This is a genomic window from Actinomycetospora sp. NBRC 106375, from assembly GCF_030269665.1.
In the GTDB taxonomy this organism is placed as follows: Bacteria; Actinomycetota; Actinomycetes; order Mycobacteriales; family Pseudonocardiaceae; genus Actinomycetospora.
The window spans coordinates 74498-94275 of sequence record NZ_BSTS01000021.1; the positions used below are offsets into that span (position 1 = coordinate 74498).

17 protein-coding genes and 1 tRNA gene are annotated in these 19778 nt (G+C 75.2%); 10 read left to right on the forward strand and 8 right to left on the reverse strand.

Going from position 1 to position 19778, the window contains the following annotated elements:
- Positions 1 to 62 precede the first annotated feature (62 nt).
- Together QSK03_RS27370 and sp36 are read right to left on the reverse strand one after the other, a co-directional pair.
- Entirely contained in the window at positions 63 to 518 is a 456-nt protein-coding gene (locus QSK03_RS27370) for a RidA family protein (RefSeq protein WP_285658675.1), read from the reverse strand.
- Positions 515 to 682 carry a Sp36 family protein gene (sp36, locus tag QSK03_RS27375; protein ID WP_285658677.1) on the reverse strand — a complete coding sequence of 56 codons (168 nt, stop codon included), beginning with the start codon at positions 680 to 682 and terminating at the stop codon, positions 515 to 517. Before sp36 ends, QSK03_RS27370 begins: the two co-directional genes overlap by 4 nt.
- Positions 683 to 777: 95 nt before the next feature.
- On the opposite strand from sp36, the gene bagA reads away from it, so the two are divergent.
- On the forward strand, positions 778 to 1797 hold the full coding sequence (gene bagA / locus QSK03_RS27380) for an ATPase BagA (RefSeq protein WP_285658678.1): 1020 nt from the start codon (positions 778 to 780) through the stop codon (positions 1795 to 1797).
- Positions 1797 to 3014, forward strand: coding sequence for an ATPase BagB (gene bagB, locus QSK03_RS27385; RefSeq protein ID WP_285658680.1), 1218 nt, complete (start codon positions 1797 to 1799; stop codon positions 3012 to 3014). The genes bagA and bagB overlap by 1 nt, the downstream gene beginning before the upstream one ends.
- 12 nt (positions 3015 to 3026) lie before the next feature.
- Here bagB and QSK03_RS27390 read toward each other — a convergent pair whose 3' ends face one another.
- Positions 3027 to 3425, reverse strand: a complete 399-nt coding sequence (locus QSK03_RS27390) for a WhiB family transcriptional regulator (RefSeq protein ID WP_285658723.1) — start codon at positions 3423 to 3425, stop codon at positions 3027 to 3029.
- Positions 3426 to 3709: 284 nt separating this feature from the next.
- Here QSK03_RS27390 and QSK03_RS27395 point away from each other — a divergent pair, with 284 nt between their 5' ends.
- From QSK03_RS27395 to QSK03_RS27415, 5 genes are all read left to right on the forward strand, one after another.
- Positions 3710 to 6082, forward strand: a complete 2373-nt coding sequence (locus QSK03_RS27395) for a transglycosylase domain-containing protein (RefSeq protein WP_285658682.1) — start codon at positions 3710 to 3712, stop codon at positions 6080 to 6082.
- Positions 6079 to 7086: a metallophosphoesterase gene (locus QSK03_RS27400; protein ID WP_285658684.1), complete on the forward strand. Its 1008-nt coding sequence runs from the start codon at positions 6079 to 6081 to the stop codon at positions 7084 to 7086. The genes QSK03_RS27395 and QSK03_RS27400 overlap by 4 nt, the downstream gene beginning before the upstream one ends.
- A 23-nt stretch (positions 7087 to 7109) precedes the next feature.
- A tRNA-Pro gene (locus tag QSK03_RS27405) sits at positions 7110 to 7183 on the forward strand.
- A gap of 184 nt (positions 7184 to 7367) precedes the next feature.
- The gene (locus QSK03_RS27410; protein WP_285658686.1) at positions 7368 to 8813 is read left to right on the forward strand and encodes a hypothetical protein; all 1446 of its coding nucleotides are present in this window, start codon (positions 7368 to 7370) and stop codon (positions 8811 to 8813) included.
- A 65-nt stretch (positions 8814 to 8878) separates the two neighbouring features.
- Positions 8879 to 9916, forward strand: a complete 1038-nt coding sequence (locus tag QSK03_RS27415; protein ID WP_285658687.1) for a glycoside hydrolase family 18 protein — start codon at positions 8879 to 8881, stop codon at positions 9914 to 9916.
- A 17-nt stretch (positions 9917 to 9933) separates the two neighbouring features.
- Here the strand turns inward: QSK03_RS27415 and QSK03_RS27420 are convergent, their stop codons facing one another.
- Positions 9934 to 10440: a zinc-binding dehydrogenase gene (locus QSK03_RS27420; RefSeq protein WP_285658689.1), complete on the reverse strand. Its 507-nt coding sequence runs from the start codon at positions 10438 to 10440 to the stop codon at positions 9934 to 9936.
- A 231-nt stretch (positions 10441 to 10671) separates the two neighbouring features.
- Between QSK03_RS27420 and QSK03_RS27425 the strand changes: the two genes are divergently transcribed.
- Positions 10672 to 13059 (forward strand): glycerol-3-phosphate 1-O-acyltransferase, encoded by a 2388-nt coding sequence (locus QSK03_RS27425; RefSeq protein ID WP_285658691.1) that lies wholly within the window; start codon positions 10672 to 10674, stop codon positions 13057 to 13059.
- A complete protein-coding gene (locus QSK03_RS27430) occupies positions 13046 to 14503 on the forward strand; it encodes an HAD-IB family hydrolase (RefSeq protein WP_285658693.1) in 1458 nt (485 codons plus the stop codon). The genes QSK03_RS27425 and QSK03_RS27430 overlap by 14 nt, the downstream gene beginning before the upstream one ends.
- On the opposite strand, the gene QSK03_RS27435 is transcribed toward QSK03_RS27430, so the two are convergent.
- The 3 genes from QSK03_RS27435 to QSK03_RS27445 are packed head-to-tail and all read right to left on the reverse strand — an operon-like array spanning position 14458 to position 17237.
- The gene (locus tag QSK03_RS27435) at positions 14458 to 15663 is read right to left on the reverse strand and encodes a glycosyltransferase 87 family protein (RefSeq protein WP_285658694.1); all 1206 of its coding nucleotides are present in this window, start codon (positions 15661 to 15663) and stop codon (positions 14458 to 14460) included. The genes QSK03_RS27430 and QSK03_RS27435 overlap by 46 nt on opposite strands.
- A 52-nt stretch (positions 15664 to 15715) precedes the next feature.
- Positions 15716 to 16447, reverse strand: coding sequence for an enoyl-CoA hydratase (locus tag QSK03_RS27440; protein WP_285658696.1), 732 nt, complete (start codon positions 16445 to 16447; stop codon positions 15716 to 15718).
- 7 nt (positions 16448 to 16454) lie between these two features.
- On the reverse strand, positions 16455 to 17237 hold the full coding sequence (locus QSK03_RS27445) for an SAM-dependent methyltransferase (protein WP_285658724.1): 783 nt from the start codon (positions 17235 to 17237) through the stop codon (positions 16455 to 16457).
- Between the two features lie 91 nt (positions 17238 to 17328).
- Between QSK03_RS27445 and QSK03_RS27450 the strand changes: the two genes are divergently transcribed.
- Entirely contained in the window at positions 17329 to 19182 is a 1854-nt protein-coding gene (locus tag QSK03_RS27450) for a S9 family peptidase (RefSeq protein ID WP_285658698.1), read from the forward strand.
- A gap of 113 nt (positions 19183 to 19295) precedes the next feature.
- Here QSK03_RS27450 and QSK03_RS27455 read toward each other — a convergent pair whose 3' ends face one another.
- The gene (locus QSK03_RS27455; RefSeq protein WP_285658700.1) at positions 19296 to 19772 is read right to left on the reverse strand and encodes a Dps family protein; all 477 of its coding nucleotides are present in this window, start codon (positions 19770 to 19772) and stop codon (positions 19296 to 19298) included.
- Positions 19773 to 19778: the final 6 nt, after the last annotated feature.

Here is a 19778-nt window from a genome sequence, read left to right on the forward strand (position 1 = left end):
CTCCGATCACCCGCGGCATTCCCGCCGGACCGCCCGACCTGCCGGGTGGGTCCGGTTCCAGCTCACGTGAGGTCGACGACGACCTCAACCTCGACCGGGGCGCCCAGCGGCAGCGCCGCGACTCCGATCGCCGAGCGGGCGTGCTCGCCCGCCGAGCCGAACACGTCGCCCAGGAGCTCCGACGCACCGTTGACCACGCCGGGCTGACCGCCGAACCCGGGCGCGGACGCCACGTAGCCGACGACCTTGACCACCGAGGCCACCGCGTCGAGGCCCACCAGCGCGTCGATCGCGGCGAGCGCGTTGAGGGTCGCGATCCGGGCGTACGCGGCGGCGTCGTCCGGCCCGACCTCGGCGCCGACGAGCCCGGTCGCCGGCAGCTCCCCGCCGACGAGCGGCAGCTGGCCGGACGTCCAGACCTGGTTCCCGGTGCGCCGCGCCGGCACGTAGATGCCCTTGGGCGCCGCCACCGGCGGGAGCTCGAGGCCCAGGTCGGCCAGGCGCTCGCGGGGAGTCATCCGCGCGGCCGCTTGAGGTAGGCGACGTGCTGCTCACCGGTCGGGCCCGGCAGCACGGTGACCAGCTCCCAGCCGTCCTCACCCCACTGGTCGAGGATCTGCTTGGTCGCGTGGGTCAGCAACGGCACCGTCGCGTACTCCCACGTCACGGGCTGCGCACTCATGTCCGCGAGGGTAGAGAAGGCCCCGGACGGCGCTGTGACCCGGACCCCGCGCGCACCGGCCGCGGGGTCCCGCGGCGCCGCCTAGGGTGGGTGCCGTGACCGATCAGCGTTGGCCCGCCGCCCTGGCCGAGGCGCGCCTGCACGTGGTGAGCGGCAAGGGCGGCACGGGCAAGACGACGCTCGCCGCCGCGCTGGCGCTCGCCCTCGCCGCCGGCGGCCGCCGCACCCTCCTCGTGGAGGTCGAGGGGCGCCAGGGCATCGCCCAGGTCTTCGACACCCCGCCGCTGCCGTACGCCGAGCAGCGCATCGCCGTGGCTCCCGACGGCGGCGAGGTGCGCGGGCTCTCGGTCGACGCCGAGGCCGCCCTGCTCGAGTACCTCGAGATGTTCTACAACCTCGGGCTCGCCGGGCGGACGCTGCGGCGCATGGGCGCGATCGAGTTCGCGACGACGCTCGCCCCGGGCCTGCGCGACGTGCTGCTGACCGGGAAGGTCAAGGAGTGCGTCGGGCGCACCGTCGGCGACGGGCGCGGCGGACGGGGCCGCGTACCGCTCTATGACGCCGTCGTCCTGGACGCGCCGCCCACCGGCCGCGTCGTCAAGTTCCTCGACGTCACCAAGGCCATGGGCACGCTCGCCCGCACCGGACCGATCCACTCCCAGAGCGAGGGCGTCGTCGAGCTGCTGCACTCCGGGCGCACCGCGGTGCACCTCGTGACCCAGCTCGAGGACCTCCCGGTGCAGGAGACGCTCGACACCGTCGACGAGATCCACGAGGCCGGCCTGCCGACCGGGGCGGTGCTGGTCAACCGCGTACGACCTTCGCGGCTGCCCGCGACCGCGCTGACGGGCGCGGCCACCGGGGCGGGACCCGGCACCGCCGGGCTGCGCTCGGGGCTGGAGGCCGCGGGCCTGTTCCTCAAGGACGAGGAGGTGGACGGGCTGATCGCCGAGACCGTGGAGCACGCGGAGCGGGTGCAGGTCGAGGCCGCCGTGCGGTCGCGGCTCGACGCCGCCGGGCTCCCGCAGCTCGAGCTGCCCGAGCTCGCCGAGGGTGTCGACCTCGGCGGGATCTACGAGCTCGCCGAGCTGCTGCGCGAGCAGGGGGTGCGCTGATGGCGAGCCGGACGACCCGCGCCGGGCGGCCCGAGCACCTCGACCTCGACGCGCTGCTCGCCGACCGCGCGACGAAGGTGCTCGTGTGCTGCGGGTCGGGCGGCGTCGGCAAGACGACGACGGCCGCGGCGCTCGCGCTGCGCGCCGCCGAGCAGGGCCGCCGCGTCGTGGTCCTGACCATCGATCCGGCGCGCCGCCTCGCGCAGTCGCTGGGCCTCGAGGAGCTCGACAACGAGCCGCGCACCGTGCCGGGGGCGCTCGCGCGGGGCGCCGGGAGCCGGTCGGGCGGCGAGCTGCAGGCGATGATGCTCGACATGCGCCGGACCTTCGACGAGATGGTCGCGGGGCACACCACGCCCGACCGCGCGCAGGCGATCTTCGACAACCCCTTCTACCAGACGATCTCCACGTCGTTCTCCGGGACGCAGGAGTACATGGCGATGGAGAAGCTGGGGCAGCTCTCGGCCACCGGCGCCTGGGACCTGATCGTCGTCGACACGCCGCCCTCGCGCTCGGCCCTGGACTTCCTCGACGCCCCGCAGCGCCTCTCGTCGTTCCTCGACGGCCGCATGATCCGGCTGCTCTCGGCGCCCGCCCGCGCCGGCGGCAACGCGTTCCGCAAGCTGGTCGGCTCGACGTTCAACCTGTTCGCCAAGGCCGTGTCGACGATCCTCGGCGGGCAGATGCTCGCCGACGCGTCCGCCTTCGTGCAGGCCTTCGACACGCTGTTCGGCGGCTTCCAGGAGCGCGCGAACGCGACCTACCAGCTGCTCCGGGCGCCGGGGACGTCGTTCGTCGTGGTCGCCGCCCCCGAGCCCGACGCGCTGCGCGAGGCCAGCTACTTCGTCGAGCGCCTCTCGGCCGAGAACATGCCGCTCGCCGGGCTGGTGCTCAACCGGACCCACCCGGTGCACGCGACGCTGTCCGGCGCCCGGGCCCGCGAGGGCGCCGAGACGCTCGAGGCCTCGCAGAGCGATCGGCTCGAGCTCCCCTATCGGCGTGCTCCCTCTGATGCTTCGTCTCCTGGCTCCGAGCTCGCGGCCGCCGTGCTGCGCCTGCACGCCGATCGCGTCGAGTCCGCCGAGCGCGAGCGGCGCGTGCTGGGCCGCTTCACGCGCGCGCACCCGGCGGTGCCGATCATCGACGTGCCCGCCATGTCGACCGACGTGCACGACCTCGACGGCCTGCGGGAGATCGGGCGGCGGCTGGCGGCCTGACCGCCCGGCGCGTCAGCCCGCGTGGCGCCGGTCGCCCTCGGCCCGTACCTCGGCGGCGGTCGCGGGGCGGGCGGTGTCGCGACGCGCGCGGGCGGCCGGCACGTGCGGGTTGGCGGCGGGGCTCGCGGCCGCGGCCCGGCGCGCCGACTCGAGCAGCGCGGCCCACGAGATGACCTCGGGCCGGCGCTTGAGCAGGGCACGCCGCTCGCGCTCGGTCATCCCGCCCCACACCCCGAACCGGATGCGGTTGTCGAGGGCGTGGGCGAGGCACTCGGTGCGCACCGGGCAGGCCTTGCACACCTCGCGGACATCGCGCTGCTGGGCGCCCTGGACGAACAGGGTGTCCGGGTCCTCGTCCCGGCAGCGTGCGGAGTGCCGCCAGTCCGTCGACGGTGCGTCGAGCGCCGGCATCGACTCGTTGGTCACGTCGTGTCCCCACCCTCTGTTCCCCGTGCGGGCCCCGCGTCCGTGGACACACCTCCGGAGCAGGTGCGTTCCCCGTGCGCGCGCCGGATCCTTCCCCGGGCGCGCCGAGCCCGTCGTTGGGGTCTGACGCACTGTATGAGCGCTCGGTTCCCCCCACAATCGAATCGGAGGGAATCGGAAGGATCCGTCACGATGCGTGCCGGGTTCGCCCCCGGCGCGCGGGTCCGCACCGACAGGGCCCGTACGTCCGACCGCGTACCCTCGTCGCCGTGGCGAAGGGAGAGCGGACCCTCGGGACGAAGGTGCGACCGATCACCAAGCTCCTGGCGATCTGCCTCGTGGCCGGGGTGATCGTCGCCGGGATGGCCTTCCCGTTCACCGGCGGGCTGGGGCTGCTCTCCAACGACGCGAGCGACACCGTGAACGCCACGTCGTCCGACCTCGCGGCGGGCCAGCTGCCCGGCGTCACCACCGTCACCGACAACCAGGGCGCGCCCGTCGCCTACCTCTACGAGCAGAACCGCACGCCGGTCTCGCTGCAGCAGATGTCGCCCGCCATGCGCGGCGCGATCGTCGCGATCGAGGACCGCCGGTTCTACGAGCACGACGGCGTCGACTGGACCGGCACGCTGCGTGCGCTCGTCACCAACCAGACCGCGGGCTCCACCCAGCAGGGCGCCTCGACGCTGACGCAGCAGTACATCAAGAACTACCAGCTCTACGTCACCGCGCAGACCGAGTCCGAGCGCCTCCAGGCCACCGAGCCGACCTACGCGCGCAAGCTGCGGGAGGTCCGGGTGGCCCTGCAGCTCGAGCGTCAGCTCGCGGCCGGGCGCACCAAGCGCGACGCCAAGGACGAGGTCCTCGAGCGCTACCTCAACATCGTCTTCCTGGGCAACAACTCCTACGGCGTGGCCGCCGCGGCGCGGACGTACTTCAACACCACGCCCGAGCGCCTGACGATCGCCCAGTCGGCGCTGCTGGCCGGCATGGTGCAGTCGACCACCCAGTTCGACCCCACCCGGCACCCGCAGGCCGCGACCGGGCGCCGCAACGAGGTCATCAGCCAGATGCTGGGTCAGGGCATGATCACCCAGCAGCAGGCGCAGCAGGCGGCGTCGGAGCCGCTGGGTGTCGTGCAGCCGCTCGCCACCCCGCCGAACGGCTGCATCGGTGCGGGCAACGCCGCGTTCTTCTGCAAGTACGTCGTCGACTACCTCGGCGAGGCCGGCATCTCGGCCGACCAGCTCAACCGCGGCAGCTACACGATCCGCACCACGCTCGACCGCAACGTCATGAACGCCATGCAGCAGGCGCTGAACGCCGAGGTGCCAGCCGGGCAGCGCAACGTCGCCGACGTCATGGCGAACGTGCAGCCCGGGCGTGACCGGCACCGCGTGGTCGCGATGGGCGCCAGCCGCGTCTTCGGCGTGAACGGTGGCGCGCTGCAGACGAGCTACGGGCTGCCGTGGGAACCGGTGAACCTGGGCGCCGGCTCGGTGTACAAGATCTTCACCGCCGCCTCGGCCCTGGAGAAGGGCCTCGGGATCAACTACCAGATGGAGATCCCGCCGGACGGCTACGCCTCGCCGATCTACCGCGACGGGGCCGGCAACCCGTTCCCGGTGCGCAACGCCGAGGAGGGGCTCGCCCCGCAGCTGAGCATGACCGACGCCCTCGCGCAGTCCCCGAACACCGGGTTCGTCAAGCTCATGGAGTACACCGGCGTCGCGCCCGTGGTCGACATGGCCGTCCGCCTCGGCATGCGCTCGCTCGCCGATCCCGGCACCAACGGCGTGTCGATCGCCGACACCGTCCGCGAGCAGAACCAGGGCTCCTTCACCCTCGGCGTCACGCCGACCAGCCCGCTCGAGCTCGCCAACGTGGGCGCCACGCTGGGGTCCAGCGGCATGTGGTGCCCGCCGTCGCCGATCGAGTCGATCACCGACCAGTCCGGCGCCCCGGTGCCGGTGGCGGAGCAGCCCTGCGAGCAGGTCGTCGACCCCGCGCTGGCCGACACTCTCATGAACGGGCTGGGCAAGGACGACCAGCCCGGCGGCACGTCGGCCACGGCCGCCGCCGCGAACGGCTGGAACCGTCCCATGTCGGGCAAGACCGGGACCACCCAGCAGAACAAGTCGGCCGCGTTCGTCGGCTTCACCCAGCAGTACTCGGGTGCGGTCGTCACGTTCGACGACTCCTCGTCGCCGCGGACGCTGTGCGACTCCGGCGGCGACAGCCCCCCGTTCCCCTGCGGCGACGGCAACCTCTTCGGCGGCACCACACCGGCCCGCACCTGGTACAAGGCGATGACCCCGTTGTTCGCCTCGCTCCCGGTCGCGCCGCTGCCGCCGACGAGCCCGCGCTACACGCAGGGCGGCACCAACGAGCAGGTGCCCGAGGTCATCGGCGACCAGGTCGACGACGCGACCGGGGAGCTCCAGGACGCCGATCTGGAGGTCCAGCGCGTCACCGTGGGCAATCGCGCCCCCGCGGGGACGGTCGTGGGCCAGAACCCGCGCGGCTCGGTGCTACCCGACCAGGTGATCACGCTGCAGGTCTCGGACGGCACGGTGCCGGCGCCGCCGACACCCCCGGCGGGCCCGCCGCCGCTGGCCGGCGCCACGGGGGGCGGCGGATGAGCACCGCGACCACGAGGACGGGGACGGCCGCGCGGCGGCTCCTGCGCGCCGGCGCGGGCACGGCCGCGGCGGGCGCGCTGGGACTCGGCTACGCCGTGGGGGTCGAGCGGCAGTGGTTCGCGCTGCGCCGGGCCCGGCTCGATGTGCTCGACCCGGTCACCGCGGCCGGTCGCACGCTGCGGGTCCTGCACGTCTCCGACCTGCACCTGCGCCCCGGCCAGCACCTGGAGCGACGGTTCGTCGAGGGCCTGGCCGCCCTGGAGCCCGACCTCGTCGTCGACACCGGCGACAACCTCTCCCACCAGCGCGCCGTCCCCGAGGTGCTGCGCGCCCTCGGCGGCCTGCTCGACCGCCCCGGCCTCGTGATCTGGGGCAGCAACGACTACCACGGGCCGCGGCCGAAGAACCCGTCCCACTACCTGTTCCGCCCGCAGCACCGGGTGCTCGGCCCCGAGCTGCCGTGGCGCGACCTCCGGGCGGCGTTCCTGGAGCGGGGCTGGCTCGACGCGACCCACGCGCGGCACACGCTCGAGGTGAACGGCGTGCGCATCGCCGCCGCGGGCGTCGACGACCCCCACATCGGGCGCGACGACTACGACCGCATCGCCGGCCCCGCCGACGAGCCGTGCGATCTGCGTCTCGGGCTGACCCACTCCCCCGAGCCGCGCGTGCTCGACGCGTTCGCGGCCGACGGCTACGACCTCGTGCTCGCCGGCCACACCCACGGCGGCCAGCTGCGCCTGCCCGGCTACGGCGCGATCGTCACCAACTGCGGCCTCGACCGCTCCCGCGCGCGCGGTGCGTCCCGCTGGGGCGCGCACATGCGCCTGCACGTCTCGGCGGGTCTCGGCACCTCGCCGTTCGCGCCCGCGCGCTTCGCGTGCCGCCCCGAGGCCACCCTGCTCGAGCTCGTCCCCCGACCGACGTCCGCCTCCCGCGTCTCGGTACGGGCGGCCGGCGGCGAGGGGCGGCCCCCGTCCGCCCGCTCAGGGGCGGGCGGGTAGAGTCCGGACTGCGCGATCGCCTCCGGGGTGTGGCGCAGCTTGGTAGCGCGCCTCGTTCGGGACGAGGAGGCCGTGGGTTCGAATCCCGCCACCCCGACACGACGCTCGAAGGCCCCCATCCACCGTGTGGATGGGGGCCTTTCGTCTGTCCCGCCGAGTGACGCTCATTCCCTCGTTCGAGACAACGACATGGCGGTCTCTGTCTGGTAACGACACGATGTAGCCCGACGATGCCTCTGAAGGACCACCCATCCGGGGGCTCTCACACGATCGGGGACACCATGCGACACGGACGGGCACCACTGCCGCCCGCGGGCCGCCATGCCGCACCCGCGGCGACGCCCTCCGGGAGCGACGCCCGCGACGACCGCGAGAACGCGGTGTCGACCGGAGGACACCGCGCCGAGCGCCCGCGCCACGACGTGGCCGCCGACCTCTCACCCCGTCGCCTGCACGCGGTGCCGGACCTCGACGACGCACCGGCCCGCGACGGCGGGCTCGACGTCCTCGGCCTGCCCGTCGGGCCGCTCGCGAGCACACCCACGCCCGAGGCGCCCCGGCGCGCGCGCAGCCTGGCGGACCTCCTCGCCATGGAGCAGCCCGCCGGCCCCGCGATCGGTTCGCCCTCCGGCCCCGTCGTGGTGCCGCCGCCGGCCCGCAGCGAGCGCGACGTCCAGGACGCGGGCCTGCCCGCCCCCCGCCCCGCCTCGGAGCCGCGCACCGGCCACGCCACCCGGCCTCGCCCGCCGGCGCCCACCCGTGCCGTCGACGTCCCGTCGCGCCGGGTCCCCGAGCCCGGCCACGCCCCCGCGACCCGCGCCGTCCCCGCGCCCGCCGCCCCGCCGGACACCGGGCACTACCGCGTCACCGGGACGGGGCGGTCCGTCCTGCCGCCCGCCGCACCCCGCCCCGACACGACCACGGCGCACCCCGCGCCCGCCCCGGTCCGGCCGGCCGAGCAGCACGCGGCCCCGGCCGCGAGCACCCGTCACCACCCCGCTCCGTCGACGGCCGCCTTGAGGCCCGAGGCGCCACGGACGACGTCGGTCACCCCGGCAGCCCCTGCGGCGCCCGCCACCCCGGCCGCCCCGTCCGCCCCTCCCGCCTCCGGGACCCCCGCCAAGCGCCCCGCCGCGCGGCGGTCGGACCCCGAGGAGATCGCGGCGCGGGCCACGACGACGGCCATCGGCGCCGCCGAGCTCGCCGCCCGCCGCCGCGCCGCCCGCGAGGGTGCGCCGCTGCCCGCGCCGGCCCTCGTCGTCGAGAGCTCCGGCCAGCCCGTCTTCGCCGACCGGACCGGGCGCCGGGCGCGGCGGTGGAAGACCGCGGCCTTCGCCGCGACCGCGGTCTGCGCGTCCTACGTCGGCGTCGTCGCCTTCGGGGCGGTGGCCGGCCCGGTGGGCCCGACGTCCTCGCCCACGCTGCTGCCCGCCCCGGCGGCGCAGACCACCACCCCGGCCGCGCCGCCCGCCGTGGACGCCCGCAACGTCGTCGAGGTCCGCCCGACCGCGACCACCCGCTCGACGCGCGCCACGACCACCACGCGCAGCACGACGCGCTCCACCACCGCCCGCACGCCGCGGACCACGCCGCGCGCCGCGGTCGTCGCCCCGGTGGTCCCCGAGGCACCCGCCGTCCCCGAGGTCCGGCAACAGCTGGCCGACGCGCAACAGGTCTCCGCCGTGGACGACCCGGCCAACGGCGTCACCGACGCCCCGGGCACCTGAGCCGGACCCGGCGCGCGACCCCTCGGCCGTCCCTGCGCGCCCTCCTCCTCGCCACGCTGGTGGCGGTGCTGGTCACGGCGCCGGTCGTCACGGGCGAGACGCCGACCCGGCAGCCCGGCGTCACCGAGGTCGTCGCCGCCGGCGACGAGACCGCCACCGGCGACGCCCCGCGCCGGCCGGGCGTCCCGGCGCCCGAGGGCCCGCTCCCGACCGTGCGTGTCACCCCCTACGTCGACCTCACGACCCCGCCCCTGCCGCCGATCACCGACATGGCCGACGCGACCGGGCACGCCGACGTCGTCCTTGCCTTCGTGCTGGCGGGCGCCGACGAGTCCTGCCGCCCGACGTGGGGCGGCACGACGCCGCTGTCCGATCCCGCGATCGCGGCGCGCGTGGCCGGGCTGAAGGCCCACGGCGGCACGGTGACGGTGTCCTCGGGCGGGGCCCTCGGCGACTACCTGGAGTCGGCCTGTCCCGACGCGCCCTCGCTGGCGCGGGCGTACGCCACGGCGCTCGACGCGGTGGGCACCGACCACCTCGACGTCGACGTCGAGACCGACCGCGGCCGCACCGTGTCGCCGCAACGCATCGCCGACGCGCTCGCCATCCTCCAGCGCGAGCGGGGCACGCGGATCTCGCTCACCGTGCAGGTCGAGGGCGAGAGCGAGGGCCTGTCCACCGACGCCCACGACCTGGTCACCCGCGCCACGCGCGCCGGGGTCGCGGCGCGCGTCAACCTCATGGTCATGAACTTCTCGTACCAGGGGGCGTGGGCCGACGCGATGATCGGCGCCGCGCGCACGGCCGAGACCCAGCTCGAGGGGATCTGGCCGGGCAGCGACCCCGCCGAGGTGCGGCGGCGGACCGCGGTCACGTTCATGCTCGGGCGCAACGACATGGACATGACGACGACCCCCGCGGACGCGCGCGCCGTCGTGGACGACGCGCGCGCCCGCGGTTACGGCGCCGTCGGGTTCTGGGCCCTGGCCCGGGACAACGGCTCGTGCCCCGGCACCGAGGACGAGGCCGACGACTGCAGCGGGATCGCGCAGGCCCCGTGGGAGTTCACGCGGATCGCGCAGGCGTTCACCGCCCCGACCTGATCACCTGCCTGGATCTCTCATGGCCGGGTGGTGAGCACCATCCGGAACCGGGCGTCGTTCGCCATCATGCGGCCGTAGGCCTCGGCCGCCCTCTCGAGCGGCATCGTCTCGATCATCGGACGGACGTCGGTGAGCCGGGCGAAACGCAGGGTGTCCTCGGAGTCGATCGAGGTCCCGGACGCGTGGCCGGCGACGCTCGCCACCGGCGCGATGAGGCTCATCGCGTCGATCTGGATCGGGCTCTCCGCGGCACCCACGACGAGCAGCTGGCCACGGCGGTCGAGCCCGCCCACCAGCCCGGAGATCGCCTCGCCGCTGGTGGCCGTGGCCAGCACGACCGTGGCGCCGCCCATCGCGGCGAGGGCCTGGGCGGGGTCCTCGGCCTGGCTGTCGACGTACGCGTGGGCGCCGAGCGTGCGGGCGAGGTCCTCCTTGTCGCGACCGCGGGAGACCGCGACGACCTCGAAGCCCATCCGGGCGGCGAACTGGATGCCGAGGTGCCCGAGGCCGCCGACGCCCTGCACCGCGACGCGGTCACCGGGACGCGCCGGGCTCTCGCGCAGCGCTTGGCACGGTGGATGCTCCTGTGTCCTTCGACGATCACCTGTCGCGGGGTGCGTACCCGTGCATGCCCTCGCCGACGCCGTTCACCGCGGGTCGTCGCACCACACCACCGGGTAGGGTCCGGGACCAGGCACGACGGTGACCGCGACGGGTCGCCGGGCACGCGGTGTGGCGATGGCGGGAGGTCCGGCGTGAGCACGCAGGCGGACACGGGTCATCTCCCCGACTCCGGTGACCGGTCCCTCGTCGTCCTCGTCGACGCCCCGTCGAACACCGAGCGCCGCATCATCGACCGCTGGCTCGGCGAGAGCCGCAACGGATCGAGCGCGAACGGGCGGGGCGTCGAGGTGCTGCCCGCCGAGGGCCAGCAGCTCGCGAGCCGCCTGACCCGCGGCGACAACCCGCTGCTCGTGCCGGTCCGGGTGGTGTGGTCGACCGAGCGCGAGCCGGACCGCACGCTCGCGCGGCTCGCCGACGTCCTCACCCGCGGGTGGGCGCTGCGGGCACGGGCCCGCGCGGCGCGCCGCGGCCCTCCGCAGCACAAGGTGGTGGTCGGGCGCCCCGCGACGGTGCTGGAGCTGATGCGCCGCCACCGCCGCGAGCGCGAGGCCTCGGACAACGCCGACTTCGTCCAGTTCGTCGCCGGGCAGGCAGCGCTCGCCCTGGACCGGGCGGAGCGGGCCCTGACCGGCAACCGGTTCAAGGTGCCGCGTGAGGTCGCCGGACAGATCGTCGGGTCGGGCCACTTCGCCCGCGAGATCCGCCGGCTGGCGGCCGTCACGGGCCGTTCCGAGGACGACGTGGCGACCGAGGCCGCGACCGACCTCGAGAGCATCGTCGCCTCGCAGGACCCCGCCGCCGTGGATCTGTTCTCCGGCGTGCTGCGCCCCATGCACGAGAAGGCCTGGACGGTGCACGCCGACACCACGGGTCTCGAGCCACTGCGCGCGCTCAACGCGGAGCACGCGCTCGTCTTCCTCCCGTCGCACCGGTCGTACACCGACCCGTTCGTGCTCGCCGACGTGCTGCGCAGCAACGACTTCCCGCGCAACCACGTGCTCGGCGGCGACAACCTGCGGATCTTCGGCCTCGAGCAGCTCGCCCGCCGCAGCGGGATCATCTTCATCCGCCGCAGCTTCGGGGGCGACGCGGTCTACAAGGCCGTGGTGCGGGAGTACTTCTCGTGGCTGAGCGCCAAGCGCTTCAACCTCGAGTGGTACATGGAGGGCGGGCGCACCCGCACCGGCAAGCTCCGCCCGCCCAAGTACGGGCTGCTCTCCGACGTGGCCAGCGCCGTGGAGACGCGTCGCACCGAGGACGTCTTCCTCGTCCCGGTGTCGATCATCCACGACCAGCTGCAGGAGGTGCACCAGATGGCGGCCGAGCAGACCGGGGCCGCCAAGACCCCCGAGGGCCTGCGCTGGCTGGCCGGCTACGCGCGGGCGCAGCGCCGCCCGGTGGGCGGGGTGCACGTGAGCTTCGGGGAGCCGCTCTCGCTGCGCGCGGCCCTCTCCGCCGCCAACGACCCGGCGCTCGAGACCGACCCCGAGGCGCGGGACGACGTCGACCTCGCCGACGAGGACTCGGCGGCCCGCCGCCTCGCGCTGCAGAAGACCGCGTTCGAGGTCTTCGTGCGGATCAACCGGGTCACGCCGGTCACCCCGATCGCGCTCGCGGCGCTCGCCCTGCTCGGCGTGCGCGACCGCGCGCTGACGCTCTCGCAGGTCCGTCGCGTGGTCGAGCCGGTGCTCGACTACGTCGACGCGCGCGGGCTCCCCGAGACGGGCATCGCGTCGCTGCGCACCAACGGCGGGGTCGCCGAGGCGCTGCTCTCCCTGCGCCGGGAGAAGGTCGTCAGCGCCTACACCGAGGGCTCCGAGCCGGTGTTCTCGGTGGAGAGCGGGCACCACATCGTCGCCGCGTTCTACCGCAACTCGGCGATCCACCACTTCGTCAACCGCGCGATCGTCGAGCTCGCGATCCTCGAGGTCGGCGACGTCACCGGGCGCGAGGCCCTGGCCAAGGGCTTCGAGGCCGCCCTCGACCTGCGCGACCTGCTCAAGTACGAGTTCTTCTTCCCCGACAAGGAGACCTTCCGGGCCGAGCTGATCTCCGAGCTCACGCTCATCGACCCGGACTGGCGCTCCGACGACGGCGATGTCGCCCGCACCCGCAAGATGCTGCGGCAGAGCCGCTTCCTCTGCGCCCACCGCGTCCTGCGCTCGTTCGTCGACGCCCAGTGGGTGGTGGCCGAGCGCCTCGCCGAGCACGACCCCGACACCCCCGTCGACGAGGACGCGCTGCTCGAGCGCTGCGGCGCCGTCGGGCAGCAGCTGCTGCTGCAGGGCAAGCTGCACGGGCCCGAGTCGCTGTCGCGGGAGCTCTTCGCCTCGGCGGTGCGCCTGGCGTCCAACCGGGGCCTGCTCGCACCCAACACCCCACCCCGCGAGGGCGAGGCCGACCTCGCGACCCGGCGCCGCGCGTTCGCCGCCGAGGTGCGCGGGGTAGTGGAGAGGGTCGTGGCCATCGACGAGACCGACGCGACCAACCGACAGGAGTCCGCGGGTGTCCGACCCTGAGACAACGGTGCAGGGCTTGATGGAGGCCGTCGAGCGCTCCCCCGAGGGCGCCGAGGTCGGCGCGTTCTTCGACTTCGACGGCACGGTGATCGCGGGCTACTCCGTCACCGCCTTCATGCGCCACCACGTCAAGAACCTCGACCTGCACCCGCGCACGACCGTCGAGACCCTGGCGAGCGGCTGGCAGGGCCTGCACGGCGAGGAGGACTTCCGCAAGTTCCTCGGCATCACCTTGCGGACCTGGGCGGGGCGCACGCCCGCCGAGCTCGAGAAGATCGGCAAGAAGCTCTTCCGCGACGAGATCGGCCCGAGCGTCTACCCCGAGGCGTGGCGCCTCGTGCGCGCGCACCTGGAGAAGGGCCACACCGTGGTGCTGGCCAGCTCGGCGACCCGGTTCCAGGTCGAGCCGGCCGCGAAGGCCCTGGGCGTCGAGCACACGATCTACACGGCCGTCGAGGTCGGCGAGGACGGCACGCTCACCGGACGGCCGGACGGGCGCTCGCCCTACGGGGAGGGCAAGGCGGCCGCGGTCAAGGAGTTCGCGGCGGCCCACGACGTCGACCTCGACGCGAGCTTCGCGTACTCGAACGGCGGCGAGGACGTCCCCTTCCTCGCGACCGTGGCCCACCCGTGCGCGGTCAACCCCAGCGCCGGCCTGCGCCGCGCCGCGGCCGAGCGCGGCTGGCCGGCCCTCGACTTCGCCGGCCGTCCGTGGACGACGCCGGTGGAGATCGCCCGGACCGCGGCGACGTTCGCCGGCATGATGGGCGGCTTCGCCACCGGCCTCGGTCTCGGCCTGCTCGGCGGGTCGCGCCGCGCCGGGCTCAACCTCGGCATCGGCCTCGGCGGGGACCTGTCCCTGATGGCGTCCGGGGTCTCGCTCGACGTGCACGGCGCCGCGAACATCTGGGGCGCACGGCCGGCGGTCTTCCTGTTCAACCACCAGAGCCAGCTCGACGTCCTCGTGCTCGGGGCGCTGATGCGGGGCAACTTCGTCTCCGTCGCGAAGAAGGAGCTCGCCACCGACCCGCTCTTCGGCGGCCTCATGCGCCTGCTGGAGACGGCGTTCGTCGACCGCGACGACAACGCCCAGGCCCGCAAGGCCCTCGAGCCGGCCGTCGAACGCCTGCGCGAGGGCACCTCGATCGTCATCGCGCCCGAGGGCACCCGCTCGCCCACCCCGACGCCCGGGAAGTTCAAGAAGGGCGCGTTCCACCTGGCGATGCAGGCCGGGGTGCCGATCGTCCCGCTGGTCTTCCGCAACACCGGCGAGCTGATGAGCCGCAACGCGATGATCATCCACCCGGGCGTCGTCCAGGTCGCGGCGCTGCCCCCGATCTCCGTCGCCGACTGGACGCGCGAGGACCTCGACGAGCGCATCGAGGGCGTCCGGCAGCTCTACATCGACACGCTGACGCACTGGCCCGGCGACGCCGGATCCTGACCCGACGCCTCCTCGGGTGACCGTGCGGCCACCCCGGTGAACGCGGCCCACACCGCGAGCAGTACGGCGGGCCCGAGCAGGGTCGACGCGAGGTAGCCCATCGACGTGCGGCCGGTCCACACCGAGGGCCAGGAGTGCGGGACCAGCAGCAGGGCGACGAGGAACATCCCGAGCAGGCGCGTGCGGGCGGTCGCGAGCAGGACGACGACGCCGGGGTAGAGCAGCACGAGGTACCCGCGCCACGCCAGCGGCGACGCGAGCAGCGACGCGGCGACCACGGCCCACAGGCCGAGCTCGTGCCGGCCGGCCCGCACGACGGTGACGGCGAGCAGGGCGACGACCACGGCGCCGACGACCCAGCCGAGCCAGGGCGCGTCGACCAGGGGCACGACCTCGCGCCCCGGGGTGACCAGACGGATGCCGGTAGTCAGCAGCGAGGCGTTGTCGAGGTCGTGGGCGGGATAGCCACCGAGGGCCACGCGGACGTAGCGCAGCGTCTGCGCCGGCCCGACCAGCGCCACGCCGGCCACCGTGGCCGCCACGACGGTGATCAGCGACGCCCGGAGCTCGCGCCGGCGTCCCCGGAGCAGGGGCCACAGCAGGACGGGGGCCAGCACCGGCTTGCAGGCGACGACGACGCCGAGCGCGATCCCGGCGCCGGGCTCGTGACCCGCACGGTCCAGCACCCACGCGGTCGCGAGCCCGGCGGCGAGCAGCGCGTACACCTGTCCCTGCCCCAGCGTGGCGGCGAGCGCGGGTGTGGCCAGCAGCGCGACGATGCCGCCGACCACGACGGCGGGCCGGGCGTGCACGGCGCGGGCGGTCCACGCCAGGGCGCCGACCAGCACGGCCACGGACACCGCGACGAACACCCGGTAGGCGATCGTCGCCGGCGCCGCCGCGACCGGCGAGAGCAGGACGACCGCGACGGGCGGCGAGAAGTTCGGCTGCCCCGGCGGGTAGACCGCCGTCCCGTGCCAGAACGCGACGGCCGAGCGGTAGAAGATGCCGAAGTCGTAGAGGTTGCCGTTGGCCCGCGGGATCGCCGCGAGGTACTGCACCCCGCGCAGGACCGTCAGCGCGACGGCCAGGACGAGAGCCGCGACCGTGCCGGCCGCGAGCGACACGCGCCCCGGACCCCACGCGGCGACCCTCGCCATCGACGCCTCACCCCCCGGCTCCCCGAGGAGCATCGCGACGGGGCGCGCGGCGTTAGCGTCCCCGAAACACCGGCGCCCGCTTCTCCTCCCGCGCCCGCCGGCCCTCGACCAGGTCCTCGCTCGCCCAGCAGGCGTCGAACGCCGCGGCGACCTCGCCAGGCACCGGCGCGTCCTCGAGCAGCCGGGTGACCGCCAGCTTGTTGTAGGCCAGCGTCAGGGGCGCGAGCGCGGCGATCTCGCTCGCCCAGGCCAGGGCGGCGTCGCGGTCCCCGACGCGGTCGACCAGCCCCGCGGCGCTCGCGGCGTCGTGGTCGAGGCGCTCGCAGCCCAGCAGCATCCGCCGCGCCGCTCCGCCGCCGGCCACGAGGGCCAGCCGGCGCACCGTCCAGGGGTCGACGGCGAGGCCGAGGGCGGCGGTCGGCAGCCCGAAGACGCCGGGGGTGTCGACGACGCGCAGGTCGGCGGCGAGCGCCAGCTGGGTGCCCGCGCCGATCGCGGGACCGTGCACGGCGGCCACGACGGGTACCGGGATCGCGACCAGGCGGTGCAGCATGCCGTAGAGCGCGGCCAGGAAGTCCGGGTCGCCGACGGTGTCGAGGTCCGCGCCGGAGCAGAACGCCGTGCCCTCGCCGGCGAGCACCAGCACACGGGCGCCGTCGGCGACCGCCGCGTCGACCGCCGCGTGCAGGTCGCGGCAGTGCGCGGTGTCGAGGGCGTTGCGGCGTTCGGTGCGGTCGATGCGGATCTCGTGGACAGCGGCGTCGTGGCGGTGGGTGCCGATCACCGACCGATCATCCCCGGGCGGGCGCCCGCCGCGCGACCACACCCCACAGCCCGCTGGCCGCCGTGTGCGCCCCGGGGACCGCGCCGTCCGGGCGCCAGTCGGGGGCGGAGACCCAGCCGGGTTCGGGGACGTCCAGTCCGGCGAGCCAGCCCAGCATGTCGGCGGGGTCCCGCAGGCGCGGCGCGTAGCTCCAGCCGCCGTGGTTGATCGTCGCCCAGGTCTCGATGTCGGGCCGGGCGGCGCCGGTGAGGTGCGAGATCGCGAGCCGGCCGCCCGGCGCGAGCGCCTCGGCGTAGACGTGCATCGCCGCCGCCGCGTCCTCGTCGGCGAGGTAGTGGAGCACGCCGACGGCGAGCACGCCGACCGGGCGCGTCAGGTCGAGGACGTCCCCCGCCGCGGCCAGGACGGATGCCGCGTCCCGGACGTTCGCGTGCACCACCCCCACGCCCGGCTCGTCGTCGAGGAGCCGCCCCGCGTGGGCGACCGTGACCGCGTCCCAGTCGACGTAGACGGCCCGCGCGCCGGGGTGCACGCGGCGCGCCCGGGTGTGCACGTGGTCGACGCTCGGGAGGCCGGAGCCGAGCTCGAGGAACTGGTCGACGCCCTCGGCGCTCCAGGCGTCGACCACGGCCGCGGAGAACCGGCGGTGGCCACGGCACAGCGCGCCCATGCCGGGCAGCACGTGGTCGACCTCGGCGGCGAACTCGCGGTCGACGACGGTGTTCTCGGTGCCGCCCAGGTAGTGGTCGAACACGCGCGCCATGTTCGGCGGCGTCTCCTCGGGATCCATCTCGGTCACGCGTCCTCCCCCCACCCCGCATCCTGGTCCACGGACCCCTCCACCGACCGCCCCGGCGCACCGGCTCCGGCAGGATCCGGTGATGACCTCGACGACGCCGCGCCGCCCGGACCCGGTCCCGGACATCCCCGACGCCCTGTTCGGCGATCCCGCCGTCGAGTCCCGCTGGCGGGGTCGCTTCACCGCGGCGCGCGTGTCGGTGCCGGACTGGGCGCGGGACGCCCCGGAGCGCAGCGTCTACTCCTCGAACGCCACCGGTACCTGGGAGATCTACTCCTGGGACCGGGCCATCGACGTCCACCGCCGCGTCACCGACCGGCCCCAGGGCACGCGGGCCGGGGCGATGAGCACCGACGGCGCCGCCATCTGGTGGTTCGACGACCACGACGGCGACGAGTTCGGGGTCTGGGTCCGCGAGCCCTTCGAGGGCGGGGACGCGGCGCAGGCCGTCGCGGGCGCCGCGCCGGGCTATCCGGCCGGGCTCGAGCTGGGCCGGCGCACGGTCGCCGTCGGCTGGTCGACCGACGACGGGTCGACGCTCGCGGTCAGCGACGACGGGGGCGAGGCGCGGGTCGTCTACACCCACACCGAGGACGCGGGCGTCGGCGCGCTGTCCCGCGACGAGACCCTGCTCGCGATCTCGCACGCCGAGCACGGCGACTCCCGCCACCCCGCCGTGCGGGTGCTGCGCCTCGCCGACGGCGCCGCGGTCGGCGAGCGGCACGACGGCGAGGGGCAGGGTCTCGACCCGATCGAGTTCGCGCCCGTCGAGGGTGACCAGCGCCTGCTCGTGGGCCACGAGCGTCGCGGGCGCGACGAGCTGCTGATCTGGGACCTCGCCACCGACACCGAGACCGAGCTGGACATCGACCTGCCCGGCGACCTGTCGGCCGGCTTCTACCCGGACGCCTCGGCGCTGCTCGTCGCCCACACGCGGGCCGGGCGGACGACCCTGCACCGCTACGACCTCGCGACCGGCGCGCTGACCACCCTGCCGACGGCCTCGGGATCGGTGGGCGGCGCGGACGTCCGCCCGGACGGCACCGTCGAGTACGGCTGGTCGTCGGCGCAGTACCCGTCGTCGGTGCGGGCGCTGCACCCCGACGGCACCGACACCGAGCTCCTCGCCCCGCCCGGTGAGCGCCCGGCGCCGTCGGTGGCGCTGGACGACGCGTGGGTCGAGGGCCCGGCCGGCGCGGTGCACGCCCTGTGGGCGCGCCCCGAGGGCACGGAGGGCCCGGTCCCGACCGTGTTCATGATTCACGGCGGGCCCCAGGCCGCGGACGAGGACCGCTACTCGGCGGTGCGCGCCGTCTGGCTGGACGCGGGCTTCGCGGTCGTGCACGTGAACTACCGCGGCTCGTCGGGCTACGGCTCGGCGTGGCGGGACGCCATCGAGGGGCGCCCGGGCACCACGGAGCTGGAGGACGTCGCCGCGGTGCACGACTGGGCCGTGTCCACCGGCCTCGCCGACCCGGCGGCGTGCGTGCTCGAGGGCTGGTCGTGGGGCGGGTACCTGACGCTGCTCGGCCTGGGCCGTCAGCCGGAGCGCTGGGCCGTGGGGTGCGCGGGCGTCCCCGTCGCCGACTACCTCGCGGCCTACGAGGACGAGATGGAGCCGCTGCGGGCCTTCGACCGGTCGCTGTTCGGCGGGTCGCCCTCCGAGGTGCCCGACCGCTACACCGAGGCCTCGCCGCTGACCTGGGTCGACGCCGTGCGCGCCCCGGTGCTCGTGCTGGCCGGCGAGAACGACCCGCGCTGCCCGATCCGCCAGATCGACAACTACCTCGACGCCCTGGCCGCGCGCGACGTGCCCTACGCGATGGTCCGCTACGACGCCGGCCACGGCTCGCTCGTCGTCGCCGAGACGCTGAAGCACACCGTCGCGGAGATCGCCTTCGCCCGCCGGGCGCTCGGGCTGCCCGTCCCCGCCTGAGGGCCCGGGAACGAACGAACGGCGCTCCCGCTGCTTCGCAAGCAACGAGAGCGCCGTTCGTTCTGCAGGGACGGCGGCATCCGGCCGCCGGCGTCAGCCCGTTCGGACGCGGCTCAGGCGGTCTTGGCCTGCCACATCCAGTGCGCCTCCTCGATCTTGGCCGTCTGGCCGATGAGCAGGTCCTGGGTCACCGGGTCGGGCTCGTCGGTGACCGCGATGCGCTCGCGCAGGCGGGCGACGAGCGCCGCGAGGGTCTCGACGACCGCGGCGTTGACGTCCTCGACCTTGCGCCACCCCTCGTCGGTGGTGGGCAGGCCGCTGCTCTTCGCGACCGTCTCGGCGCGCCCGTCGGGCGAGACGCCGAGGGCGGCCGCGCGCTCGGCGACCTCGTCGGAGTAGGTCCGGGCGAGGTCGACCAGCTCGTCGAGGTGCAGGTGCGCCTCGCGGAAGTTGGTGCCGACGACGTTCCAGTGCCACTGCTTGGCGGTCAGGGACAGGTCGACGTAGTCGGCGAGCGAGTCCTGCAGGACCGTCCCGACGATCTGCTTCGCGTCGTCGGGCAGCGGGCTGGTGATCGGTGCGGTGGCCATGGTGGT

What these genes read in the sequence shown, in the direction of transcription:
- QSK03_RS27400 (WP_285658684.1), top strand. Translation starts at nt 6,079, where the DNA reads ATGAGCACCGCGACCACGAGGACGGGGACGGCCGCGCGGCGGCTCCTG.
- QSK03_RS27410 (WP_285658686.1), top strand. Translation starts at nt 7,368, where the DNA reads ATGCGACACGGACGGGCACCACTGCCGCCCGCGGGCCGCCATGCCGCA.
- QSK03_RS27455 (WP_285658700.1), bottom strand. Translation starts at nt 19,772, where the DNA reads ATGGCCACCGCACCGATCACCAGCCCGCTGCCCGACGACGCGAAGCAG.
- QSK03_RS27450 (WP_285658698.1), top strand. Translation starts at nt 17,329, where the DNA reads ATGACCTCGACGACGCCGCGCCGCCCGGACCCGGTCCCGGACATCCCC.
- bagB (WP_285658680.1), top strand. Translation starts at nt 1,797, where the DNA reads ATGGCGAGCCGGACGACCCGCGCCGGGCGGCCCGAGCACCTCGACCTC.
- QSK03_RS27390 (WP_285658723.1), bottom strand. Translation starts at nt 3,425, where the DNA reads ATGCCGGCGCTCGACGCACCGTCGACGGACTGGCGGCACTCCGCACGC.
- QSK03_RS27435 (WP_285658694.1), bottom strand. Translation starts at nt 15,663, where the DNA reads ATGGCGAGGGTCGCCGCGTGGGGTCCGGGGCGCGTGTCGCTCGCGGCC.
- sp36 (WP_285658677.1), bottom strand. Translation starts at nt 682, where the DNA reads ATGAGTGCGCAGCCCGTGACGTGGGAGTACGCGACGGTGCCGTTGCTG.
- QSK03_RS27445 (WP_285658724.1), bottom strand. Translation starts at nt 17,237, where the DNA reads ATGGATCCCGAGGAGACGCCGCCGAACATGGCGCGCGTGTTCGACCAC.
- QSK03_RS27370 (WP_285658675.1), bottom strand. Translation starts at nt 518, where the DNA reads ATGACTCCCCGCGAGCGCCTGGCCGACCTGGGCCTCGAGCTCCCGCCG.